This is a genomic window from Raineyella sp. (assembly GCF_034933565.1).
GTDB lineage: Bacteria > Actinomycetota > Actinomycetes > Propionibacteriales > Propionibacteriaceae > Raineyella.
In genome coordinates, this window is record NZ_JAYFNG010000036.1 from 1 (window position 1) to 20,974 (window position 20,974).

21 protein-coding genes and 1 pseudogene are annotated in these 20,974 nt (G+C 72.2%); 7 read left to right on the forward strand and 15 right to left on the reverse strand.

All coding sequences use genetic code 11. From position 1 onward, the window contains the following. Window positions 1–266 precede the first annotated feature (266 nt). Window positions 267–1,229 (reverse strand): NADP-dependent oxidoreductase, encoded by a 963-nt coding sequence (locus VB059_RS10765; protein WP_323422028.1) that lies wholly within the window; start codon window positions 1,227–1,229, stop codon window positions 267–269. 308 nt (window positions 1,230–1,537) lie between these two features. On the opposite strand from VB059_RS10765, the gene VB059_RS10770 reads away from it, so the two are divergent. Next, a complete protein-coding gene (locus VB059_RS10770) occupies window positions 1,538–2,434 on the forward strand; it encodes a universal stress protein (RefSeq protein WP_323422029.1) in 897 nt (298 codons plus the stop codon). 188 nt (window positions 2,435–2,622) lie between these two features. On the opposite strand, the gene rbsD is transcribed toward VB059_RS10770, so the two are convergent. The 12 genes and pseudogenes from rbsD to dhaK form a co-directional block, all read right to left on the reverse strand. Further along, window positions 2,623–3,018 carry a D-ribose pyranase gene (rbsD, locus tag VB059_RS10775; RefSeq protein ID WP_323422030.1) on the reverse strand — a complete coding sequence of 132 codons (396 nt, stop codon included), beginning with the start codon at window positions 3,016–3,018 and terminating at the stop codon, window positions 2,623–2,625. Between the two features lie 78 nt (window positions 3,019–3,096). Then, window positions 3,097–4,011 (reverse strand): ribokinase, encoded by a 915-nt coding sequence (locus VB059_RS10780; protein WP_323422031.1) that lies wholly within the window; start codon window positions 4,009–4,011, stop codon window positions 3,097–3,099. Next, entirely contained in the window at window positions 4,008–4,967 is a 960-nt protein-coding gene (locus VB059_RS10785; protein WP_323422032.1) for a D-ribose ABC transporter substrate-binding protein, read from the reverse strand. The genes VB059_RS10780 and VB059_RS10785 overlap by 4 nt, the downstream gene beginning before the upstream one ends. Before the next feature lie 161 nt (window positions 4,968–5,128). Then, window positions 5,129–6,106: an ABC transporter permease gene (locus VB059_RS10790; protein WP_323422033.1), complete on the reverse strand. Its 978-nt coding sequence runs from the start codon at window positions 6,104–6,106 to the stop codon at window positions 5,129–5,131. Next, the gene (locus VB059_RS10795; protein WP_323422034.1) at window positions 6,103–7,614 is read right to left on the reverse strand and encodes a sugar ABC transporter ATP-binding protein; all 1,512 of its coding nucleotides are present in this window, start codon (window positions 7,612–7,614) and stop codon (window positions 6,103–6,105) included. Before VB059_RS10795 ends, VB059_RS10790 begins: the two co-directional genes overlap by 4 nt. 76 nt (window positions 7,615–7,690) lie before the next feature. Further along, a complete protein-coding gene (locus tag VB059_RS10800) occupies window positions 7,691–8,704 on the reverse strand; it encodes a LacI family DNA-binding transcriptional regulator (RefSeq protein ID WP_323422035.1) in 1,014 nt (337 codons plus the stop codon). A 230-nt stretch (window positions 8,705–8,934) separates the two neighbouring features. Next, window positions 8,935–9,465: a hypothetical protein gene (locus VB059_RS10805; RefSeq protein ID WP_323422036.1), complete on the reverse strand. Its 531-nt coding sequence runs from the start codon at window positions 9,463–9,465 to the stop codon at window positions 8,935–8,937. Window positions 9,466–9,801: 336 nt separating this feature from the next. Next, a pseudogene (locus tag VB059_RS10810) lies at window positions 9,802–10,542 on the reverse strand (slipin family protein); the annotation flags it as partial. A gap of 187 nt (window positions 10,543–10,729) precedes the next feature. Continuing rightward, window positions 10,730–11,116, reverse strand: a complete 387-nt coding sequence (locus VB059_RS10815; protein ID WP_323422037.1) for a hypothetical protein — start codon at window positions 11,114–11,116, stop codon at window positions 10,730–10,732. Between the two features lie 8 nt (window positions 11,117–11,124). Further along, the gene (locus VB059_RS14560; RefSeq protein WP_416339545.1) at window positions 11,125–12,018 is read right to left on the reverse strand and encodes an HPr family phosphocarrier protein; all 894 of its coding nucleotides are present in this window, start codon (window positions 12,016–12,018) and stop codon (window positions 11,125–11,127) included. A 53-nt stretch (window positions 12,019–12,071) separates the two neighbouring features. Then, the gene (gene dhaL / locus VB059_RS10830; protein ID WP_323422038.1) at window positions 12,072–12,713 is read right to left on the reverse strand and encodes a dihydroxyacetone kinase subunit DhaL; all 642 of its coding nucleotides are present in this window, start codon (window positions 12,711–12,713) and stop codon (window positions 12,072–12,074) included. Window positions 12,714–12,718: 5 nt separating this feature from the next. Further along, window positions 12,719–13,723 carry a dihydroxyacetone kinase subunit DhaK gene (gene dhaK, locus VB059_RS10835; protein WP_323422039.1) on the reverse strand — a complete coding sequence of 335 codons (1,005 nt, stop codon included), beginning with the start codon at window positions 13,721–13,723 and terminating at the stop codon, window positions 12,719–12,721. A 272-nt stretch (window positions 13,724–13,995) separates the two neighbouring features. Here dhaK and VB059_RS10840 point away from each other — a divergent pair, with 272 nt between their 5' ends. From VB059_RS10840 to VB059_RS10850, 3 genes are all read left to right on the forward strand, one after another. After that, the gene (locus tag VB059_RS10840) at window positions 13,996–14,658 is read left to right on the forward strand and encodes a hypothetical protein (RefSeq protein WP_323422040.1); all 663 of its coding nucleotides are present in this window, start codon (window positions 13,996–13,998) and stop codon (window positions 14,656–14,658) included. Between the two features lies 1 nt (window position 14,659). Further along, window positions 14,660–15,076 (forward strand): META domain-containing protein, encoded by a 417-nt coding sequence (locus VB059_RS10845; RefSeq protein WP_323422041.1) that lies wholly within the window; start codon window positions 14,660–14,662, stop codon window positions 15,074–15,076. Window positions 15,077–15,171: 95 nt separating this feature from the next. After that, entirely contained in the window at window positions 15,172–15,987 is an 816-nt protein-coding gene (locus tag VB059_RS10850; RefSeq protein ID WP_323422042.1) for a GNAT family N-acetyltransferase, read from the forward strand. Window positions 15,988–15,999: 12 nt separating this feature from the next. Here the strand turns inward: VB059_RS10850 and trxA are convergent, their stop codons facing one another. Further along, window positions 16,000–16,401 carry a thioredoxin gene (gene trxA / locus VB059_RS10855; protein ID WP_323422043.1) on the reverse strand — a complete coding sequence of 134 codons (402 nt, stop codon included), beginning with the start codon at window positions 16,399–16,401 and terminating at the stop codon, window positions 16,000–16,002. Between the two features lie 219 nt (window positions 16,402–16,620). Between trxA and manA the strand changes: the two genes are divergently transcribed. Beyond that, a complete protein-coding gene (manA, locus tag VB059_RS10860) occupies window positions 16,621–17,910 on the forward strand; it encodes a mannose-6-phosphate isomerase, class I (RefSeq protein ID WP_323422044.1) in 1,290 nt (429 codons plus the stop codon). 3 nt (window positions 17,911–17,913) lie between these two features. Here manA and VB059_RS10865 read toward each other — a convergent pair whose 3' ends face one another. Continuing rightward, window positions 17,914–18,981: an acyl-CoA desaturase gene (locus VB059_RS10865; RefSeq protein WP_323422045.1), complete on the reverse strand. Its 1,068-nt coding sequence runs from the start codon at window positions 18,979–18,981 to the stop codon at window positions 17,914–17,916. Window positions 18,982–19,118: 137 nt separating this feature from the next. Here VB059_RS10865 and VB059_RS10870 point away from each other — a divergent pair, with 137 nt between their 5' ends. Together VB059_RS10870 and VB059_RS10875 are read left to right on the forward strand one after the other, a co-directional pair. Beyond that, window positions 19,119–20,375 carry a sensor histidine kinase gene (locus VB059_RS10870; protein WP_323422046.1) on the forward strand — a complete coding sequence of 419 codons (1,257 nt, stop codon included), beginning with the start codon at window positions 19,119–19,121 and terminating at the stop codon, window positions 20,373–20,375. Beyond that, on the forward strand, window positions 20,327–20,965 hold the full coding sequence (locus VB059_RS10875; protein ID WP_323422047.1) for a response regulator transcription factor: 639 nt from the start codon (window positions 20,327–20,329) through the stop codon (window positions 20,963–20,965). Before VB059_RS10870 ends, VB059_RS10875 begins: the two co-directional genes overlap by 49 nt. Window positions 20,966–20,974 lie beyond the last annotated feature (9 nt).

A 20,974-nucleotide genomic window follows, 5' to 3' on the forward strand; every position in this document is an offset into this window, starting at 1 on the left:
GGGGTAGCGGCCCACTCTGCATTTACACGACCTCTGCATTTACACGACCGGCATCTACACAACAGCCCCCCACACCCCGCACAGACCGACGGGTATCCCCCGCCCCTTCGACAACCCACCCGCCCGCCGGGCACCTACCAACCGAAGGGCCCCCGGCCGAGGAACGGCCGGTATGAGGAACCACCGGCAGTTATGAGGAACCCCCGGCAGTCCGCCGGTCGAGGGACCGCCGAACTGCGGCCTCCCGACCAGGACCGGGCCCCGGGTCAGTCCTCGTCGAGGGTCACGATGATCTTGCCGGCGACGTGGCCGCGTTCGATCTCGGTGTACGCCTCGGCGGCGCGGGAGAACGGCTCGACGCGGATCAGCGGGCTGACCGCCCCGTCCAGCAGGAGCCGTGCGGCGGCGGCGTACGCCTCGCTCGTCCGACGACGGGCCACACCACTGCCGCCGACGGTGCCGGCCTGGACCGGGTCGGCGATGCTCACCAGTTGGGTCTCGTCGCCGCACAGGTCGAGAGCCTCGTGCAGGACCTCGCCACCGACCATGTCGAGCAGTGCTGTCACCGGTCCACCCGCCGCGGCGCGGACCCGCTCGACCCAGCCCTCTCCGCTGGTCACCGCCACCGCGCCGAGCCCGGTCACCAGGTCGTGTTTCGCGGCCGAGGCGACGCCCACCGCCCGCAGGCCGCGGGCGACCGCGAGTTGGCACGTGACCGAGCCGACCCCACCTCCGGCGCCGATCACGACGAAGACGTCCCCGGGGGAGAGGATGAGGTGGTCGAAGACGTCCAGCGTCGTGCCCACCGCCACCGGCACTCCGGCCGCTTGCTCCAGCGACAACCCCGAAGGGACGGGGGCCGCCGCGTCGGCATCGAGGAGTGCGTACTCGGCCAGGCCGCCGATCCCGGCGCTGGGACTGCCGAACACCGCCTGCCCGACGGTGAAGCCGGCCGCGTCGGTGCCGAGTGCCACCACCGTGCCGGCCACCTCGCGTCCCATCGCCATCGGGAAGACCACGTCGAACACCCCGGCCCGTCGACCTGACCGGACCTTGATGTCGGCCGGGTTGAGACCGCAGGTGTGGACCTTCACCAACAGCTGCCCCGGGCCGGGGGAGGGCACCGGGGCGGTGAAGTATCCCTGGACCTCAGGGCCGCCGTAGCGGGTGAAGCCGTAGGCCCGCATCGTCTCGGGAACGAGGGGGGAGCCGGGGACGGGTGCGTCCATGATGCCTCCAGGCACGGGCGGTCCGGCCGGGCGCCGGACCCACGGGATTGGATCCAACGTACGGCGCGACACGGTGTCTGTCGACGGGATCGGGCGGAACGTGTGGGGTCGGAACGCGTGGGGCCCAGAACGTGTGTCGGGCCGATCCGTGGGGTCGGAACGCGTGGGGCCCCGAACGTGAGTCGGGCCGATCCGTGGGGTGGAACGTGTGGGGCGACCCGAGGGGGCGCCGTTCGGGCTACCGTGGTCGGGACGGGACTCGGCCGGGACCGTCCGGCCGGGAGACACCCTGCGACGAGGAGGTCGTCATGAGCGACATCGTGGTCTGTTGCACCGACGGTTCGCCGGTCTCGCTGGACGCCATCCGGGCGGGCCTGTCCCTGCTCGACCGCGGACGGTGGTCGGTCCGGATCGTCACGGTGGTGCCGGACATCGTCATCGATCCGGGGATGCCGGGGCCGATGCCCGGCGGTGCGTTCACCACCGGCTTGACCGCCACTGACCTGGTCGCCGCCCGTGAGCAGGCCATCGATATCGGCCACACGATCGTGACCCAGGCCGCCCGGCAGCTGGGACTGGAGCCTGACGCCGCCGAGGTACTGATGGGGGCGCCTGGTCCGGCCGTCGTCGACCACCTGGTGGCGGTGGGGGCCAGTCTCGTCATTGCCGGCACCCGTGGCCTCGGCGGCGCCGCCCGCCTCGTGCTCGGGTCGGTGTCGGACCACCTGGTGCGGCATGCGCCCTGCCCGGTGCTGGTGGGCGGTGAGGACGTCCCGGTGCCGCCGGTCGGCCCGGTGGTGGTCTGCGTGGACGGCTCGGAGCGCTCCGTCCGGGCCGGTGCGGCCGTGGTGCCGCTGCTGGCCCGCGATCTGCCCCTGGCGCTGGCCACGGTGGCGGCGCCGCGCCGGGTCGCCGCTGAGGGCGCGTTCGAAGAGATGGCCGAACGCCGCCAGGCCGAGGAGGCCGAGGAGATCCTGGTCCCGGCCGCCACCGCCCTCGGGGTGCCGGACACCGAGTTCCTGTCGCTGACCGGCGAGGATGCCGCCGATGCTCTGGTGACCCTGGCCCGGACACAGCCGGTGCGGGTGCTGGTGATCGGCTCGCGTGGGCACGGCGGTTTCGTCCGTGCGGTGCTCGGCTCGACCGCTGACCGGGTGGCCCGCGAGGCGCCGTGCCTGGTCTGCGTGGTGCCGATGGCGGAGTGAGAGGTCCGTGGTGAGGCGTCGGCCCGGTCCGGGTCGGACCTGAGCATGGGGTTGGGTCAGAATGGGTCCGGGCCTCGGGTCAGAACGGGTCCGGGCTTCGGATCAGAACGGACCTGAGCCGGATCAGGACCGATCCGGATCGGACCGGACTGGGCCCTGGTCGGACCCAAATGGAGCCGGGGGGCGGATCAGAACGGGACCCCGCAGCGCAGCAGGACGTTCGCGTACGGCGTGGTCTCACCGGTGCGCACGACGAAGGCCGCCGTGCCGACCGCGCACTTCAGGTCCTCGTGCGCGACGTAGCGCAGCGGGACCGCCGGCGGGGCGAGGCGGGAGGTGATCCAGGGATGGGCGGGTGAGTCGCGGATCTCGTCGGCCACCGTCGCTCCCTCCACCTCGATCTCGGCGAGCAGGGCATCGAGGACCTCGGTGAAGCGCGGGATCCCGAACACCAACGCCAGGTCGATGACCGGCACGTGCGGCGGGACGGGCAACCCGCAGTCGGCCACCACCACCACGTCGGTGTGCCCGAGGCGGGCGACCGCCCGGTTGAGGTCGGGGTTGAGCAGGCCGTGGTTCTTCATGACGGCTCCTTCCAGCATGGACGAGGGTGGCCTGCGGGCCGGTCACGGGTGGGGGAGAGTGACCGGCCCGCGGCCGGGTCAGCCGGGTAGGCGGTCCCGGGCGTCGGGGTAGGAGGGCTGGGCGCCCACGCCGGTGCAGGCGTACGCCCCGACCCTGGCGGCCAGTGCCGCGGCGGCGTCGAGGTCGTCGCCGGCCGCCAACCGTACGGCCAGCGCCCCGACGAAGGCGTCGCCGGCACCGGTCGAGTCGACGACAGCGACGCGTGGCGACGGGACGCGGCGTACGCCCTCGGCGTCGGCGAGCAGTGCGCCGGCGGCGCCGAGCGTCATCACCACCGATGCCACGCCCCGGTCCCGGACAGCGCTGACCAGCGTCTCGTGGTCGGTCGGGACGTCCGTCCCGGGCGAGAGCAGCCGGAACGCCTGGGCGCCCTCGTGCTCGTTGACCACCAACGGATCGGCCCGCCGCAGCACCGCGGCGTCGACCGTGATCGCCGGGGCGAGGTTGACCAGCAGACGCCCGGTGGTGAGCGCCGCCGCGGTCTCGATGCCGTCGGGCGGCACCTCGCCCTGCAGGACGACGATGTCGGCCGAGGCCACCGTGTCGGCGGCTGTCGTGACGGCTGCCGCGTCGACCGTGGCGTTGGCGCCGGGCACGACGATGATCGCATTCTCCCCGTGGGCGTCGACCATCACCACGGCCAGGCCGGTGGCCCCCTCGACCGTACGGACCCGACTGAGATCGACCCCGCCGGACCGCAGGTGGTGGAGCGCCGGCGCGGCGTACGCGTCGTCACCGACGGCGCCCACCATGGCGACCTGCCCGCCGAGCAGGGCCGCCGCGACCGCCTGGTTGGCGCCCTTGCCGCCGGGGGAGATCGACCCCCCGCTGCCCGGGACGGTCTCGCCGGGCAGCGGGTGGCGGTCGACCCGGATCATCAGGTCGGCATTGATGGAGCCGACCACGACGATCCGGCCGGGTGATCCGGTCACTTCTTGAAGTCCGCGAGATTCGCCGTGGTCACGGTCACCACCGGGACGGGGATCTGGGCCGTCGCCTGGCCACCGTCCAGCAGGGTCTTGGCCTGCTCGACCGCCAGCGAGCCGAGCTGGGCGGGCTGCTGGGCGATGGTGGCGGCCAGGGTGCCCTTCTGGATCGCCGCGAGGCCGTCAGCAGTGCCGTCGAAACCGACGACCTTGACGTCCTTGCCCGCCTTCGCACCGAGCGCCTCGATGGCACCGAGCGCCATCTCGTCGTTCTCCGCGAAGATCGCCTTCACATTCGGATTGGCCTGCATCAGGTTCGTCGCCACGTCGAGGGCCTTGGCCCGGTCGAAGCTGGCGGTCTGCTTGGCGACCACCTTGATGTTCGGGTAGGCGCTGATGCCGTCGGTGAAGCCCTGGCCACGGTCACGGGATGCCGAGGACCCGGGGATGCCCTGCAGGAGGATCACGTCGCCCTTCTCCCCGATGGCCTTCGCCAGGGCGTCCGCCGCCTGCTTGCCGCCGGCGACGTTGTCCGACGAGATGAACGAGGCGACCTGGGCGTTGTTCACCCCGCGGTCGACGGCGATGACCGGGATCTTGGCAGTGTTGAGCGCCTTCACCGCCGGCGTGACGGCGTCGGAGTCGGTCGGGTTGACGATGACGACCTTGGCGCCCGCGGTCACCGCATTGTTCAGCTGGTTGACCTGGGTGGCGGGATCGTCGGAGGCGTCTTGGACGTCGAGCTGGACGCCCAGCTCCTTGGCCTTGGCGGTCGCCCCGTCGCGCAGCTGGATGAAGAACGGGTTGGTCTGGGTCGACAGCGCAAGGACGACCTTGCCGCTGCTGGCGCCGGTGCCGGCGCCCGGCGCCGACTGGGTGCCGCGGTTGCAGGCGGCCGTCCCGCCGACGCTGAGGGCGAGCACGGCGCCGACGGCCAGGGCCTTCTTCCATGAGGTGAACATCGTTGTTTCCCTTCTGGGTGATGGTGATGGTGATAGCTGGGTGATGGTGACAGGTGGGGTGACACGAAGAGGTGGACCGACAGGGGGATCCGGACAGGGGACGACGAGGTGGGCCCGGACAGCGGGCATGCCGTGGAGGGACAGCGACCGTCCCGCAGGGGTCAGTCCGTCTTCCGGTTGCGGAGCACGTCGAAGCCGACGGCCAGTGCGATGACCAGGCCGATCACGACCTGCTGCCAGAACGAGGACACGTTGAGGATGTTGAGGCCGTTGCGGATGACGGCGAGCAGGATGGCGCCGACGAGCGTGCCGGAGGCCCGCCCGGAGCCGCCGGCGAGCGAGGCGCCGCCGATCACACAGGCCGCGATGGCGTCCAGCTCGTACGACACGCCGGCCTGGGGCTGGGCGGAGCTGAGCCGACCGGCGAGCACCATGCCGGCGAGACCGGCGAACAGCCCGGACAGGCCGTACACGGTGACCAGCACCTTGCGGACCGGCAGGCCGGACAGCCGGGCGGCCTGGGTGTTGCCGCCGATCGCGTACATCGACCGGCCCATCACCGTACGGTTGAGCACGAACCAGCAGACCACGCCGGCCAGCGCCATCATCAGGATGGGGACCGGGAGGAAGACCAGGTCGCCGCCCATCGCGTTGACGGCCGGGGAGGTCTTGATCGGGGTGCCGTCGGAGACGACCAGGGTGAGGCCGCGGGCCACCGACATCATCGCCAGCGTGGCGATGAACGCCGGCAGCCTGCCGTACGCGATGCCGAGGCCGGAGACGGCGCCGGCGAGGAGCCCGACGAGCAGGCCGATCAGCAGCGTGGTCCAGCCGGGCAGACCCACCTTGGAGAACATGAACGCCGAGGTCATCGCGCCGAGGGCGGCGACCGACCCGACCGACAGGTCGATGCCGGCGGTGACGATGACGAACGTCATGCCGAAGGCCAGGATCGCGACCACTGCCGCCTGGATGCCGACGTTGATGATGTTGGCCAGGGTGAGGAAGCGGGGCGTGGCGATGAAGAGTGCGAGGCAGAGGACGACCAGCCCGACCAGCGCGCCGTTGTTCAGGACGAACTGGCTGATCCGGTGGCCGACGGTGCTTCTGGTCTCGGGCGTGGCGGTGACGGTGGTCATGATGCCTTCCTGTCGGGTTCGACGGCGCTGACGGCGAGCGCCATGACGTTGTCCTGGGTGGCCTGGGCCACCGGTAGTTCTCCGGCGACCCGTCCGCGGCTCATCACCACGATGCGGTCGCTCATGCCGAGCACCTCGGGCAGTTCGCTCGACACCATCACGACGGCTCCACCGTTGTCGGTGATCCGGTTGATGAGTTCGTAGATCTCGACCTTGGCGCCGACATCGACACCTCGGGTCGGCTCGTCGAGGAGCAGCACCCGGGAGTGGGCCTGCACCCAGCGGCCGAAGACGACCTTCTGCTGGTTGCCGCCGGACAGATCGCGTACGGGCTGGTCCAAGGAGGCGAAGCGGACGCGGAGCTGCTTCGCCACATCGGCCGCGCGTTGCCGCTGGCCCCGCCGGTCGGCGAGGCCAGCGTGGCCGGTGGACCACAGCGTGGCGTAGCCGAGGTTCTCCTCGACCGTCCCGCCCAGCACCAGGCCCTGCGCCTTGCGGTCCTCCGGCACGTGGCCGATGCCCAGCGAGATCGCCTGGGCCACGCGGCCCCGGGGCAGGCGCTGGCCCTGCAGGTGGATGGTCCCGGAGGTGTAGTCGTCGGCTCCGGCGATGGCGCGCAGCACCTCCGTACGGCCGGCCCCGACCAGCCCGGCGATGCCGAGCACCTCTCCGGCCCGGACCTCGAACCCGACGTCGGTGAACCGGCCGGGGGCGGTGAGGCCGTCGACCTTCAGCAGGACGTCGCCGGGCGGCGCCGGACGGCGCGGGAACTGTTCGTCGATGTCGCGCCCAACCATCATCCGGATCAGCTCGTCCTCGGGCGTGCTGGCCGGGACCCGGCCGACGAACCTGCCGTCGCGCAGCACCGTGACGGAGTCACCGATCTCGGCGATCTCGTCGAGGTGGTGGGAGATGAAGGCCATCGCCACGCCCTTGGCGCGGAGCTCCTCGACGACCTCGAAGAGCTGGCTGATCTCCCGGCCGGTCAGGGCCGCGGTCGGCTCGTCGAGGATCAGGATCCGGGCGTCGACGGCCAGCGCCTTGGCGATCTCGACCAGTTGCTGGCGGGCGACGCCGAGGGTGCCGACCGGGCGGTCGAGGTCGACGTCCAGGCCGATCCGGTCCAGGGCGGCCTTGGCCCGCCGCTTCATCTCACCGGGGCGGACCAGGCCGAAGGACGCGGGGGTGCGCCCGAGCATCACGTTCTCGGCGACGCTGAGGTTGGGGGCGAGATTGAGTTCCTGGTGGATCGTCGCGATGCCGTGGGCCTCGGCCACCCGGGTGTCGGGGATCGTCGTCTGCCGGCCGTCGACGAGGATCCGCCCGCCGTCGGGCTGGTAGACGCCGCACATCATCTTGATCAGGGTCGATTTGCCGGCGCCGTTCTCCCCGAGCAGGGCGGTGACCCTGCCGGGGTAGAGGTCGACCGACACCTCGTCGACGACGGTGATGGGGCCGAATCGCTTGCTGACGCGATCGAGGCTGAGGACCGGGGTCGGGTCCGGCATGGCTGCCTCCTGGAGCAGTGGGAGCGGAAAAGGGGGAGTGCGAGGGCAGCGGTCGGGGCGGGCGCCCCGGACCGGGTCAGGTGCCGGTGTCGGGCTGGCGGGTCGAGCGGCGGACCACCAGGGCCGTCGGCAGGCGGACCGATGCCGGGTGGTCACCGTCCATCACCTGTTGGAGCAGGGCGAAAGCGGTCGCGCCGAGCAGCGGGATGTCCTGGCTGACCACCGTCAGCGGCGGGTCGGTGTGCCGGAACAGGGCGATGTCGTCGAAGCCGACGAGGTCGAGGTCGGCGCCGGGCCGCAGCCCGCGTTCCCGGCAGGCGACCAGGGCACCCATCGCCATCGGCGAGTCGGCGGCGAAGATCGCCTCGACACCGGCGGTGAGCAGGCGCTTGGCGCCCTCCTCACCGGAGGCCTGCTGGAAATCGCCGAAGTGGATCAGCTCGGTGGACGGGTCGAACCCGGCCCGGGCCGCCTCCTCGCGGTAGATCGCCAGTCGTTCCTGACCGGTGGAGGTCGACTGGGGCCCGGCGATGTAACCGACCCGACGATCACCGCACCCGGACAGGTGCCGGACCGCCTGCCGGATCCCCGTGCTCGGGTCGGAGGTGACCGACGGGTTGTCGATGCCGGCGACCGTACGGTCCACGAAGACGGTGGGGATGGCGTCGTCGATCAGATCCTGCACCGCCGAGCTGCCACCGTCCTGCGGGGCGAGGATGACGCCGTCGACCCGCAGTGAGCGCAGCGTCTGGACGTAGCGATCCTGCTGGGCCAGGTCCTCGTTCGCATTGCCGAGCAGCGTCGCGTAGTGGGCATGAAGGGCCGATTGTTCGATGGCATGGGCCAACTCCCCGAAGAATGGGTTGCGGACGTCCGAGATGAGCAGGCCGATGGTGTTCGTCCGCTGTGCCCGCAGCGCGCGTGCCTGGGCATTGACACGGAAGCCGAGCGCCTCGGCCGCCTCATGGACCGATCGTTCCGAGGTCGGCGAGGTCCGGCCGGCGTGCGAGAGGACACGGGATGCGGTGGAGACGGACACGCCCGCTCGGCGTGCGACATCGCGGATGGTGACCGCCTGGCGCGCTGACATTGCCCGCTCCCCTCGTCCTTGAGTGGTGGAAACGTTCCCATGGGAACGTTTCCATAAAAATACGACGGGCCCTGATGGATGTCAACAGGTTTCGGCTCCCGGTTCCGGGTGCCGAGGTGTCCTGGCGGTGACCGGGTCGTCGGGACACCTCACGCGGGGGCGTCACCGTGCGGGGGCGTCCGCGCCTCACGTGGTTCTCATCACCTCGTCACGTGGTCCTGATCACCTCGTCACTTGGTCGTCGTCACCATGGAACCGTCCGGGGCGACGACGTACCAGACGCCCTGCACGCCCTGACCGGTGACGTCACCCGGGGCCGCGTCGGAGGCCCAGTAGTACAGCGGCAGGCCGTTGAGGGTGACCTGCTTGCCGCCGTTCGCGGTGATGGTGCCGACCGTGCCGGTGATCCCCTGCAGGCTCGGGGTGTCGCTGGTGGTCAGGACGGGCGGCCAGGCCTTGAGGCAGCCTCCGGTGCAGGCGCTCGTGCCGGCGCCCTTCACGTCCTTCGTGTACTGGTAGACCGTCATGCCGGTGTCGCTGACGACGATCGTGCCGAGCGAGGTCTGCGCGGTCTTCAGGCCGGCGACGGTCTGCACCGATGAGCTGGCGCCGGCGGACGGACCCGCCGGGGTGGTCGTCCCGTAGCCGCCGCCCGAGGTGCCACCGTTGGAGCCGTAGCCGCCCGAGCCGCCGCCGCACCCGGACAGGGCCAGCAGCACAGCGGCCAGGACGGCTGCCGCGCCGATGAGTTTCGCCTTCATGAGTTCCTCCTGCAGGACGGAATCCGGAAGGTCGGGGGCCGGAGGGCCGGGTTGCCGATGGCCGGCGACCGAGGGTGGACACCCGCCCGCCCTCGGTCACCACGCTAGGCCGGTGTGACGTGGCCCACAAGGGGCTCCGGTCGCCTCCTCGGACCGGGCTCAGATGGCTCAGATGTCGTACGCCCCGGGGCTGTCGACACGGTCGGGGCTCGGCGGGCGTACGGGGCTGTCGGGGTCCGTCGCCTCCGGGGTGACCGGGACCGCCGGCACCTCCTCGGTGGTCTCCGCACCGCGACTCGGCGCGAACCCGACGGTCGGGGCCGGCCGGACCGCCTCGAGGAAGGGGCGGAAGAGATCGATCGGCATCGGGAAGATGATCGTGGAGTTGTGGTCGGCGCCGACCTCGAGCAGGGTCTGCAGGTAGCGCAGCTGGATCGAGGCGGGGCTGGCGGACAGCGTCTCGGCGGCCTTGCGCAGCTCGGCCGAGGCCTGCAGCTCGCCGTGGGCGTTGATCACCTTGGCGCGGCGTTCCCGCTCGGCCTCGGCCTGCCGCGCCATCGCGCGCTGCATGCCCTCGGGCAGCTCGACGTCCTTGATCTCCACGACCCGCACCTCGACGCCCCAGGGCTTGGTCCGCTCGTCCATCCGGGCGCGCAGGTCGACGTTGAGGTCCTCGCGGTGGGCCAGCAGCCGGTCCAGGTCGACCCGGCCGAGCAGGGATCGCAGGGTGGTCTGGGCGATCTGGGAGGTGGCGACCTGGAACTGCTCGACCTCGAGGATCGCCTTCGCCGGGTCGATGACGCGGAAGAGCACCACGGCGTTCACCCGGGCGGAGACGTTGTCGTTGGTGATGATCTCCTGGGTCGGGATGGTGTGGGTGATGACGCGCAGGTCCACCCGGACGAGCCGGTCCACCCATGGGATCAGGAGCCTCAGGCCGGCCGGGTAGACGGGACGTACGCGACCCAGGCGGAACACGACGCCGCGCTGGTACTCGGGGATGACGCGGATCGCGGCCGACAGCAGGATGAGGGCCAGGATCACGACGGTGATGAGGACGATGAGACCGATGGTCATCGCAGGTCCTTGGTTCGGAAGTCTTGATCGGGCCCCCGTCGGGGCCCGGCTCAATTGTTCCACCCGGGTGTCCGTGCCGGTACGGCCGACGGGGGCCCGACCCGGTCGGCACCGGCTCGGGGCGGGTCGACACCGGCCCCCCGGGCGGTGGGTGCCGACCGGGGGGCCGGCGACGTGGGCCGGCGGCCTATTCGACGATCACCCTGGTCTCGCCGTCGGCGATCTGCTGGACCAGCTGGTCGCGGGACAGGGTGTAGGGGCCGCATTCGCAGCCGGCGGGAAGGTCGTCCGGGACGTCGGCGCCCGGAACGGCGTCCAGCAGGTCGTACCAGTCGACCCCGAGCTGGGAGGCGTGGTGGCCCAGGTCGACGTAGTCCTTGCGCCCGTGGGCCTTGGAGTGGAGTTGTGAGTGATAGACCCGGCCGGCGTCCGTCTCGTACACGGCCGCCAGGTGGTGCGCCGAGTTGCACTGGACCTGGAGCACGGCCTTCTGACTGGGGCTCGGCCCGAGTGCCTCGTACGCCTGCCGGGCGATCTGCTCACGGATGTCGTGGCTGGACTGGCTGCTCTTCATGCCTGATGCTACGTCGAACGGTCCGCCCGGGTGCCCTCATCGGCGGCATCGGTCGCCGGCATCCGGTCCGGGCCGGGCTCCTCGAGATCACCGAAGCCGGTGACGGCGGAGGCGGCGATCGCCTCGAGCACCTCCCGGGCCTGGCGGCCGGTGGCCTCCACGCGCAGGGTGTCGCCCGGTCCGGCGGCCAGGGCGAGGACGTCGGTGATGCTGGTCGCGTCGACCGGTCCGTTGCCGCGCGCCGGGTCGGCGAGCCGGACGTCCGCGGCGTACGACCCGACCAGCGCGACCAACCGGGCGACCGAGCGCAGGTGCAGGCCGAGCGGGCTGGTCACCGCGACGTCGCGGGAGAGCGTGGCCGTCGCGGGGACGTGCCGGGGCTCCGACGCGGGCCCGTCGCCGGTGAGTGGGGCAGTGTCGGTGCGTGGGGCGGTGTCGTCCAGCAGCTCCTGCTTGGCCCGTAGACCGGCCCGGGCCTCGGCCGCCACCCGCGGCAGATCGGCGCCGCCGGCGGCCGTCACGACCGCGGCGACCAGCCCCTCGACCAGCGGGGCGCTGCACAGCGCCACCCGGGTCGCCGCCTCGGGCCCGAGCAGCTCCACGGCCAGCTGCGCGCTCAGCACCGACGAACCGATGTCCATCAGCACCAGTACGCCGTCGAGGGAGGCCGCCTCGGTGAGCGCCGCGGCCACGGCGGTGGCATCGGTGCCGTACGCGTCGTGCCCGTACGTCTCGTGGCCGTACGTCTCCTGCGCGTACGTTTCGTGCCCCGGCGCCGGCGGAGCGTTGATCCCGGCGGCGATCCGGATGACCGGCCCGTCGGTGGGCACCATCGAGGTCGCCAGCGCGACTGCCGCCTCGGCCAGCGGCCGGCTGTGCGACACCACCACGATCCCGATCATCGGGACGTACGTCCTGTGCTCATCCGACGGCGACGCTCATCCGATGGCCACGCTCACCTGACGGCGGCGCGCAGCAGCAGCGCCGCGCTGGTCGCGCCGGGGTCCTGGTGGCCGACGCTGCGTTCGCCCAGGTAGCTGGCCCGGCCCCGGTGGGCGACCAGCGGGACAGTGGCGGCACAGCCGTCGTCGGCCCGGTCGGCGGCCGCCACCAGGGCGTCGGCGAGGCCCGCGCCGTCGGCGACCGCTGCGTCGTACGCGTCGAGGGCCGGCAGGAGGGCGTCGAGCATCGTCTTGTCACCCGGCTCGGCCCGGCCGCGTTGCCGGATGCCGTCGACCCCGGCGTGCAGGGCGAGGCCGACCCGGCCCGCATCGGCCTCGGTCAGCCCGGCCAACGGCTGGGCGAAGCGCAGCCAGAACGTCCCGTACAGCGGGCCCGCGGCGCCACCGACCGAGCTCACCAGCGCCATCCCGACCTGTTTCGCCAGCGCGTCGAGGGTCCCGAAGGTCCGCTTGGCGAGCAGGGCCGTCACCGACGTCATCCCGCGGGCCATGTTGGTGCCGTGGTCGGCATCGCCGATGGCCGCGTCGAGCTCGGTCAGTTCGTCCTCGTGCTCGGCGATCAGTGCCGCGTACGCGTGCAACCAGGCGGTCAGTCCCTCGACGGTGAGCGTCTGCGGGGTGGAGCTGTTGGCCACCGGGCTCACCGCCCCCACCGCAGCGCGGGCGTGTCCACCGGGGCGTCCCAGAGCCGGACGAGCTCGTCGTCGGCCCGCAGCAGGGTCACCGAGCAGCCGGCCATGTCGAGGGAGGTGATGTGGTTGCCGACCAGCTGTCGGACCACCCGGATGCCGTGCGCCTCGAGGATGGCGGCCACCTCGCCGTACATCAGGTAGAGCTCGAGCAGTGGGGTGGCGCCCATGCCGTTGACCAGGGCCAGCACGGCATCGCCCCGGGTGAAGGGCAGGTCGTCGAGGATCGGCGCCAGCAACTGCTCAGCGATCTCGGCGGCGGGGGCCAGCGGGACGGTGGCCCGGCCCGGCTCACCGTGGATGCCGATGCCCATCTCCATCTCGTTGTCGGCCAGGGTGAAGGTCGGCCTCCCGGCGCTCGGCGGGGTACACGGGGTCAGCGCCATGCCCATGCTGCGGGCGTTCTCGTTCACCCGCCGGGCGACATCCGCGACGTCGGCGAGGGGACGGCCCTCCTCGGCCGCCGCCCCGGCCAGCTTCTCGGCGAACACCGTGGCGCCGGTGCCGCGCCGGCCCGCGGTCCAGGTCGAGTCACGTACGGCCACGTCGTCGTCCAGTACGACGGTGGCGATCTCGACGCGGCCCTCCTCGGCGGCCAGTTCCGCGGCCATCTCGAAGTTCATCACGTCGCCGGTGTAGTTCTTCACCAGGTGCAGCACCCCGGCCCCGGCGTCGACCCGCCGGGTCGCGGCGAGCACCTGGTCGGGCACCGGGGAGGTGAACACCTGTCCGCAGCACGCGGCGGACAGCATCCCGTGCCCCACGTACCCGGCGTGCAGCGGTTCGTGCCCCGACCCGCCGCCGGACACCAGTCCGACGGTCCCGAGCAGCGGCGGCTCGGCGCGGTAGACGGTGGCCAGCTCGTGGTCGACCCGGACCCGGCCGGCGTACGCGGCCCCGAAGCCGCGCAATGCCTCGGCGACGACGTCGTCGGGAGCGTTGATGAGCTTCTTCATGGGACCATCCAACGCCGGTTCCGGACCGTTGTCAGGGGGTGCGTGACGGCGACGGACCCCTCGGCGGGATCACCCGCCGAGGGGGATCCCGCCCGCGGGCGCCATGACGGATACTGGAGCATCGGGGACGAGCGAAGGGGGACGACGATGGCTGCAACCGCCGTCACGATGAAGAGGACCGGCTGAGACGTGGTGCTCGGGATCGCCGTGTTGACCGTCATCAGCCTGTTCCATCATGCGCAACCCGGCCGTCGGCGCGGTCTGAGCCGGTCATGACCGCCGGGGTCGTCGGGCTGGTCACGCTCATCGCCGGAGCCCTGTTCTGCTTCCGCGGCGGAGCGGCACTGCGCGCCCTGCTCGCGGTCTGGGGCGGGTTCGTCGGGTTCGTCCTCGGCGCGGAGGTCGCCGCCTCGGTGACCGGCCAGCCGCCGTTCACCGGCCCGGGCGGGTGGATCGGCGCGCTTCTGGGCGCGCTCTTCCTCGGCTCCCTGGCGTACGCGTTCTATGCGCTGGCCGTGGTGCTGTCGGTCGGGTCGATGGGGTTCAGCCTCGGCGCGCTGCTGGCGGCGATCCTCGGTGCGCCCGATCCCTGGGCCGGGGTGATCGGCCTGGCCGCCGCGATCGGACTGGCGGTGGTCGCGCTCGCCACCGAGTTGCCGCGGCTGCTGCTCACCGTGTTCGCCGCGGTGGTGGGGGCGGTGGCGATGGTCGGGGCCCTGCTGCTGCTGTTCGGTCGCCTCGGCGTCGGCCAGCTGACCCCGGGCGGCGTGTGGGACGCCGTCGCGGCATCCCCGTGGTGGGCCGCGGCCGTGGTCGTCCTCGCCGTGCTCGGCACGATCGTGCAGTCCCGCCGGCCGGCCGTCGCCGACCAGCGCTGGGGCCCCAGGGCGTCCCGGACGCCCGGCGCCCCTCCCCGTACCCCGGAAGGACACTGAGATGAAGCTCCGTATCCTGGCTGCCACCCTGCTCGCGGTGCTGCCGGTGCTCGGCTGTAGTGCGGCCGGTGACACCGCCGCCCTGGTCGGGCCCACCTGGCGGCTCACCACCCTGCGCGGCGAGCCCGTCGCGGCGACCCCCGAGGTCACCGCCGTCTTCGCCCCCGACGGGAAGATCGCCGGTTCCGGCGGCTGCAACCGCTACTTCGGCGCCGCCACGGCGACCGGTGACACCCTGAAGATCTCCCCGCTCGCCTCCACCATGATGGCCTGCGAACCGCAGACGGTGATGGCCCAGGAGGCGCACTATCTGCAGACCCTGGAGGCCGCCGCACACTGGGGCGTCGTCGGGGACACGCTGACGATCAGCGACGCCTCCGGGGCCGCTCTGCTGACGTACGTCCGTACGGCCGCCTGACACCGCCGGCCGCGCCGGTCCGCCCGCCCGAGCGGCGGTCGCTGTCTGCGGGGGCTGGCACAGTGGAGGGGAGCCCCGACGGAAGGACCGATGTTGTGAACCCGCCCGAGACCCCGGCCCGTGCCGCCACACAGGATCTCACCACCCCGGTCGATCCCTCGGTGGATCCGGCGCCGGCGAGGGACCTTGATGGCCCGACAGGGGAGGTCGCCGCCGACGTCCTTCCGCTCGCCGCGCTCACCACCGCTGGGATCATCGAGGTGTACGACGAACTGCTGCGGCCGTCGTTCCGCCCGGAGGAGCTGCTCAGCATCGGCGAAGTGCTGCGCGTCTACGCGGGTGCCGATCCGGCGCCCTCCGGAGTCGTGCTGCGCGACGGCCATCCGCTCGGCATCCACCTGTGCGAGCGGTTCGTCGGCGGCGAGGTGCTGCTGCTGTCCTATCTCGCCGTGTCGTCCCAGGCGCGTGGTGGCGGGATCGGATCGGTCCTGCTGGACGATGTCTCCCGCTCGCGGGTGGAGTCCGGTCCGGGGGCGGTCGTCCTGGCCGAGGTCGATGACCCACGGGTGTGGCCGGCGACCCCGAGCACCGGCGATCCGGTGGCCCGGCTCCGGTTCTACGGACGCCGCGGCGCCCGGCTGCTGCCGATGTCCTTCACCCAGCCGCAGCTGCAGCCGGGGGTGGGGCGGGTCCCCGGGATGTTCCTGATCCGCCTCGATCAGCAGGGGGACCCCGCTCCCGATCTCCTCACCCGGTTCGTGACCGAGTACTACACCGAGTGCGAGGGACCTGAGGCCCTCGACGACCCGACGCTGCGGACCATGCTGGCGGCAGCCGGTCAGATCGATCTCGATCGCGACCTGCTGCCGATGACGGACTGGGAGCGGTTGCCGCAGGTCGTCGTCCGGTAGCCGCGGTCGCCGTCAGGCCCGGGTGGAGGCGTCGGTGGGTTCGTCGGCGTGCTCGGTCTGCTCGGCGGCGATCTGGGCGCGGACGTCGTCCATGTCCAGGGCCTCCACGGCGGCGAGCAGCTCGTCGAACGTCTTCGCCGGCAGGGCACCCGCCTGACGGAACACCAGGATCCCGTCCCGGAAGGCCATCAGCGTCGGGATCGAGGAGATCTGGGCGGCCATCGCGAGGCCCTGCTCGGCCTCGGTGTCGACCTTGCCGAATCGCAGGTCCGGGTGCGCCTCCGACGCCTTCTCGAACACCGGCGCGAAGGCGCGGCACGGGCCGCACCATGCGGCCCAGAAGTCCACGAACGTGATGCCCTCGCGGAGCACCGTCTCTTCGAAGTTGTCTGCTGTCAGCTGCAGCGTGGCCATGGTCATCCCCTTCAGGTGAACAGTGCCGCCACCGTAGCACATACCCCCTAGGGTATTGAGGTCGACGGTTCCGCGTACGGTTCGGACGCCGTGCCCCGCGGATGGCTCCGGCGGGCCGGACGGTCGCGACTTGCGGACGGAGCGGGACGTGGTGGAATCGAGGGTGTGGTGGTCTCCTGATCGCCGGAGACCCGATTGGCCGAGGAAGGATATCCACCGATGCACGTCCTGCGCGGATCCGACAAGAACTACGCCTGGGGGACGTCCGACCGCATCCCGACGCTCCTGGGGGAGGCACCGACCGCGAAGCCCTTCGCCGAGTACTGGCTCGGCGCACATCCCGCCGGGCCGGCGACGGTCGACGGCATCGGGCTGGACGAGGTGATCGCGGCGGACCCGTCGGTGCTGGGGGAGTGCTCGCGTGCCGAGTTCGGTGACCGGCTGCCCTTCCTGATGAAGCTGCTGAGCGCCGCCCGGGCGTTGTCCCTGCAGGTGCACCCCACGGCCGAACAGGCCCGGGCCGGGTTCCAGCTGGAGAACGAGGCGGGGATCGCCCTCGGCGACCCGACGCGGACGTACAAGGACGACTGGCCCAAGCCCGAGATCATGGTCGCCCTGGAGCCGTTCGAGGCCCTGTACGGGTTCCGGGAGCCGCGGCGCAGCGCCGAGATCCTCCGGGCCCTGGGCGGGCCGGCCGCGGCCCGCCTCGCCGATCGGCTGGCGGACAGGGCGGTCGACCTGGTGGCGATCATGCGCACCCTGCTCGCCGACGGGGACCCGGCGCTGGTCGCCGAGCTGACCAGCGCGGCGCCCGCCGCCTCGACGTCTCCCGCCGAGATGGCGGAGGGCCCCGGGACAGCGGACGACCCCGTGGCGATGGAGGACCCCGAGGTGGCGCAGGCCCGCGACACGGCGGCTCTGCTCGGCCAGGAGTACCCCGGCGACCCCGGCATCGTCGTCGCCCTGCTGATGAATCGGCTGCGCCTCGAGCCGCTCGAGGCACTCTTCGTCCCGGCCGGGGTGATGCACGCCTACCTGTCCGGGACCGGCGTCGAGGTGATGGCCTCCTCGGACAACGTGCTCCGCGGCGGCCTGACGCCGAAGCACATCGACCTGGACGGACTGACCGAGGTCGTCGACCCGCGCCCCTCGGCGCCCGTCCGGGTGACGCTCGAGAGCATCGGCGACGGCGTCGGGCGCTACGTCACCCCCGCCCCGCACTTCGCCCTCTGGCGGATCGACGCGGCGCCCGGCGCACGGCTCCTGCCCGTCACCGACAGCCCGCGGATCTTCCTGACCGTCCGCGGCGGTGCTGTGCTGACCGTCCGCGACGACGCGGGGCCGACCGTCCGCGACGACGCGGGGCTGACCGTCCGCGACAGTGCCGGCCTGACCGGGGCGGCGGGGACCGTACGACTCGAGAGCGGTGAGGCCGTCCTCCTCGCGGCCGGCGAGGCGGTGGAGGTCGTCACCGACGGCCTCGGATTCATGACCTCGGTGGCTCCGTAGGCATCACACCAGCCGCTCGGGCCGGCGGCCGGTGCCCACCGCGTGCAGGTAGCGCAGGATCTGCCCGTACGAGTCGGCCATCGCCACCTTGACGTAGGGCAGCTCGATCTCGCGGCAGTACTCCTCGACGATCGGCTGGGCCGCCTTGAGGTGGGCGCGCGGCATCGAGGGGAAGAGGTGGTGCTCGACCTGGTAGTTCAGGCCACCCATGAAGAAGTCGACCAGTGGTGAGCCGATGATGTTGCGGGAGGTCGGGACCTGCCGGTGCAGGTGGTCGAGGCGGCCGTCGCTGCCGTCCGGCATCTCCATGCCCTTGTGGTTCGGGGCGAACACCGACGCCAGCATGAAGCCCCAGATGCCCTCGTGGATCGCCACGAAGGCGAGGGCCTGCAGCGGGGTGAGCAGCCACAGCAGCAGGCCGAGGTAGAGCGCGAAGTGCAGCACCAGCAGCAGGCCCTCGAGCCGGCGGGTGGCGCGGGGGCGGCGGCGCAGCCAGGCGATGCCCTCGAGCTGGAGCAGCCATCCCTGGAAGGTCAGCAACGGGAAGAAGAGGCCCGCCTGGTGGCGCGCCAGCCACCGGCGCAGGCCGGTCTTCGTGGCCCGTTGGTGCTCCGACCAGGTGATGATCCCGTCGGCGACATCGGGATCGAGCCCCTCGTGGTTGGGGTTGGCGTGGTGCCGGTCGTGCTTGTCGTTCCAGTAGCCGAAGCTGACTCCCAGCAGGACGTTCGCGGCGACCAGGCCGACCCGGTGGCTCAGGGAGCGCGGGCCGGGCAACTGCTTGTGCCCGGCGTCATGGGCGAGGAAGCTGACCTGTCCCCAGACGACGGCCAGCGCCGGCGCGAGCAGCAGCGCCCACCACTGGTCCGACAGCAGGGCCAGACCGGCGACGATTGCCGCGGTGGCGACCACCAGGGTGATGCCGGTGACCACGTAGAAGAGTGTCGCGGGGCCCATCAGATCCTCGGCCTTGATCCGCTTGAGCAGCGGGCGGAAGGCGCTCCGCTCGGTCGGTCGTGCGTCGCCGAGGGCCGGCTCCGCCGGTGCCGCCGTCGCCAGGTGTGTCGTCATATCCTGAGTCTCGGTGCCGCCGCGACGATCCGCACTGGGGGCAGGACCCGGATCCACCGGGGTGCCAGCACCCCTGTCCCGATGCGTACGACACCGACCGTGGCCGGCGCGGGACCGACACCGGGGACAATGGAGCGGTGAAGCGCCGACTGCAACTGACCCTGGTGGCCGTGATCGCTGCGCTGCTCTCCCTGGTCTGCCTGGTCCCGGCGGTGCTGACCCTGGTCAGTCTGCCGCTGACCCTGTTGTGGGTCGGGATCCCGCTGCTGATCGGGAGCACCTGGGTCGGCCGTCGACTGCTGGACGCCCATCGGTACGGGGCCGGCTACGTGCTCGGCAGGGAGGTGGCCCGCCCCTACCGGTCCCAGGCGCAGCACCGGGGTTTCTTCGTGGTCGTCCGGGCGGTGCTCACCGACGAGGCCACCTGGCGTGATCTGCTGTGGGTCGGTGTCAACGTCACCGCGGGACTCGTGGTGACGCTGCTGCCGGTGGTCTTCCTCGTCGGCGCCCTCGCCGCCGTCCTGCTCCCGGTGCTGGCGCTGACGCCGTGGCGGCCACCGGCGGCGCCCTGGTGGGCGCTGGGCTGGATCGGCTGGCTCATCGCCGTGGGCCTGCTCGCCGCCTGGTGGGCCACCACGCCGCCCCTGGTCCGCAGTTGGGCCGCGATGGCCGCGGGTCTGCTGGGCCCCTCGCGGACCTCGGTGCTGAGCAGCCGGGTGGCCCAGCTGACCAGCAGCCGGGCCGAGAGCGTGGACTCCGCGGCCCAGGAGATCAGCCGGATCGAGCGTGACCTGCACGACGGGGTGCAGGTGCATCTGGTCAGCCTGGGGCTGACCATCGGGCTGGCCGAGGAGCTGATCGACGCCGACCCCGCGCAGGCCCGCCAGTACCTGGCAGAGGCCCAGTCATCGGTCACGGCGACGCTGCAGGACCTGCGGCGTCTCGTCCACGGGATCCATCCCCCGGTGCTGGCCGACCGCGGACTGGTCGGCGCCGTCCGCGCCCTGGCCCTCGACCTGCCGCTCGACGTCGCCGTCCGCGCCTCCGGGTTCGGTGCGGACGAGGCGGCACGGCTGCCCACACCGGTGGAGGCCTGCGCCTACTTCGTCATCTCCGAGGCCCTCGCCAACGTGGTCAAGCACTCCGGCGCCGCGCACGGTGAGATCCTGCTCGAGCTGGCCCCCGGGGTGCTCCGGGCGGTCGTCCGCGACGACGGCCGGGGTGGGGCGCACCCGGTCCCCGGCAACGGGCTCGCCGGGATGCGCAGCCGACTGGCCGCCTTCGATGGGACACTGACCCTGACCAGCCCACCGGGCGGCCCGACCCTCGTGACGATGGAGATGCCTTGCGAGCCCTTGTCGCCGAAGACCACGCCCTCCTCCGGGCGGGGTTGATCCGGCTGCTCGAGGCGCACGACATCGAGGTGGTCGAAGCCGTCGCCGATGAGCCGTCCCTGGTCCGGGCCCTCGAACGTCCCGACATCGACGTCGCCATCCTGGACGTACGGCTGCCGCCGACCGGGACCGACGAGGGGCTGCGGGCCGCGGTCCGGGCCCGGCACCGTCGCCCCGGGCTGCCGATCGTGGTGCTGAGCCAGTACGTCGAGCAGCTCTACGCCCGTGAACTGCTCGCCTCCGAGGAGGGGGCGGTCGGCTATCTGCTCAAGGACCGGGTGGCGAACGTCCAGCAGTTCATCACCACGGTCCGTCAGGTCGCGGCCGGTGGCACGGTGATGGACCCGGAGGTGGTCACCCAGCTGCTGCGCCGCCGCGTCGCCCCGCTCGGCGCCCTGACACCGCGGGAACGCGAGGTGCTGGAACTGATGGCGCAGGGACGGTCGAACGCCGCCATCGGCGACGCCATGTCGATCACCGAGAAGGCGGTCGGCAAGCACATCGCGAACATCTTCTCGAAGCTCGACCTGCCGGCCTCCGAGGACGACAACCGCCGGGTGCTCGCGGTGCTGGCGTACCTCCAGGCCTGAACGGCGCCT

Coding starts and splice junctions, on each gene's coding strand:
- VB059_RS10795 (WP_323422034.1), bottom strand. CDS start 7,614: ATGCCGGACCCGACCCCGGTCCTCAGCCTCGATCGCGTCAGCAAGCGA.
- VB059_RS10790 (WP_323422033.1), bottom strand. CDS start 6,106: ATGACCACCGTCACCGCCACGCCCGAGACCAGAAGCACCGTCGGCCAC.
- VB059_RS10765 (WP_323422028.1), bottom strand. CDS start 1,229: ATGGACGCACCCGTCCCCGGCTCCCCCCTCGTTCCCGAGACGATGCGG.
- VB059_RS10840 (WP_323422040.1), top strand. CDS start 13,996: ATGACCGCCGGGGTCGTCGGGCTGGTCACGCTCATCGCCGGAGCCCTG.
- VB059_RS10845 (WP_323422041.1), top strand. CDS start 14,660: ATGAAGCTCCGTATCCTGGCTGCCACCCTGCTCGCGGTGCTGCCGGTG.
- VB059_RS14560 (WP_416339545.1), bottom strand. CDS start 12,018: ATGATCGGGATCGTGGTGGTGTCGCACAGCCGGCCGCTGGCCGAGGCG.
- VB059_RS10800 (WP_323422035.1), bottom strand. CDS start 8,704: ATGTCAGCGCGCCAGGCGGTCACCATCCGCGATGTCGCACGCCGAGCG.
- rbsD (WP_323422030.1), bottom strand. CDS start 3,018: ATGAAGAACCACGGCCTGCTCAACCCCGACCTCAACCGGGCGGTCGCC.
- VB059_RS10865 (WP_323422045.1), bottom strand. CDS start 18,981: ATGACGACACACCTGGCGACGGCGGCACCGGCGGAGCCGGCCCTCGGC.
- VB059_RS10805 (WP_323422036.1), bottom strand. CDS start 9,465: ATGAAGGCGAAACTCATCGGCGCGGCAGCCGTCCTGGCCGCTGTGCTG.
- VB059_RS10815 (WP_323422037.1), bottom strand. CDS start 11,116: ATGAAGAGCAGCCAGTCCAGCCACGACATCCGTGAGCAGATCGCCCGG.
- manA (WP_323422044.1), top strand. CDS start 16,621: ATGCACGTCCTGCGCGGATCCGACAAGAACTACGCCTGGGGGACGTCC.
- VB059_RS10785 (WP_323422032.1), bottom strand. CDS start 4,967: ATGTTCACCTCATGGAAGAAGGCCCTGGCCGTCGGCGCCGTGCTCGCC.
- trxA (WP_323422043.1), bottom strand. CDS start 16,401: ATGGCCACGCTGCAGCTGACAGCAGACAACTTCGAAGAGACGGTGCTC.
- VB059_RS10770 (WP_323422029.1), top strand. CDS start 1,538: ATGAGCGACATCGTGGTCTGTTGCACCGACGGTTCGCCGGTCTCGCTG.
- dhaK (WP_323422039.1), bottom strand. CDS start 13,723: ATGAAGAAGCTCATCAACGCTCCCGACGACGTCGTCGCCGAGGCATTG.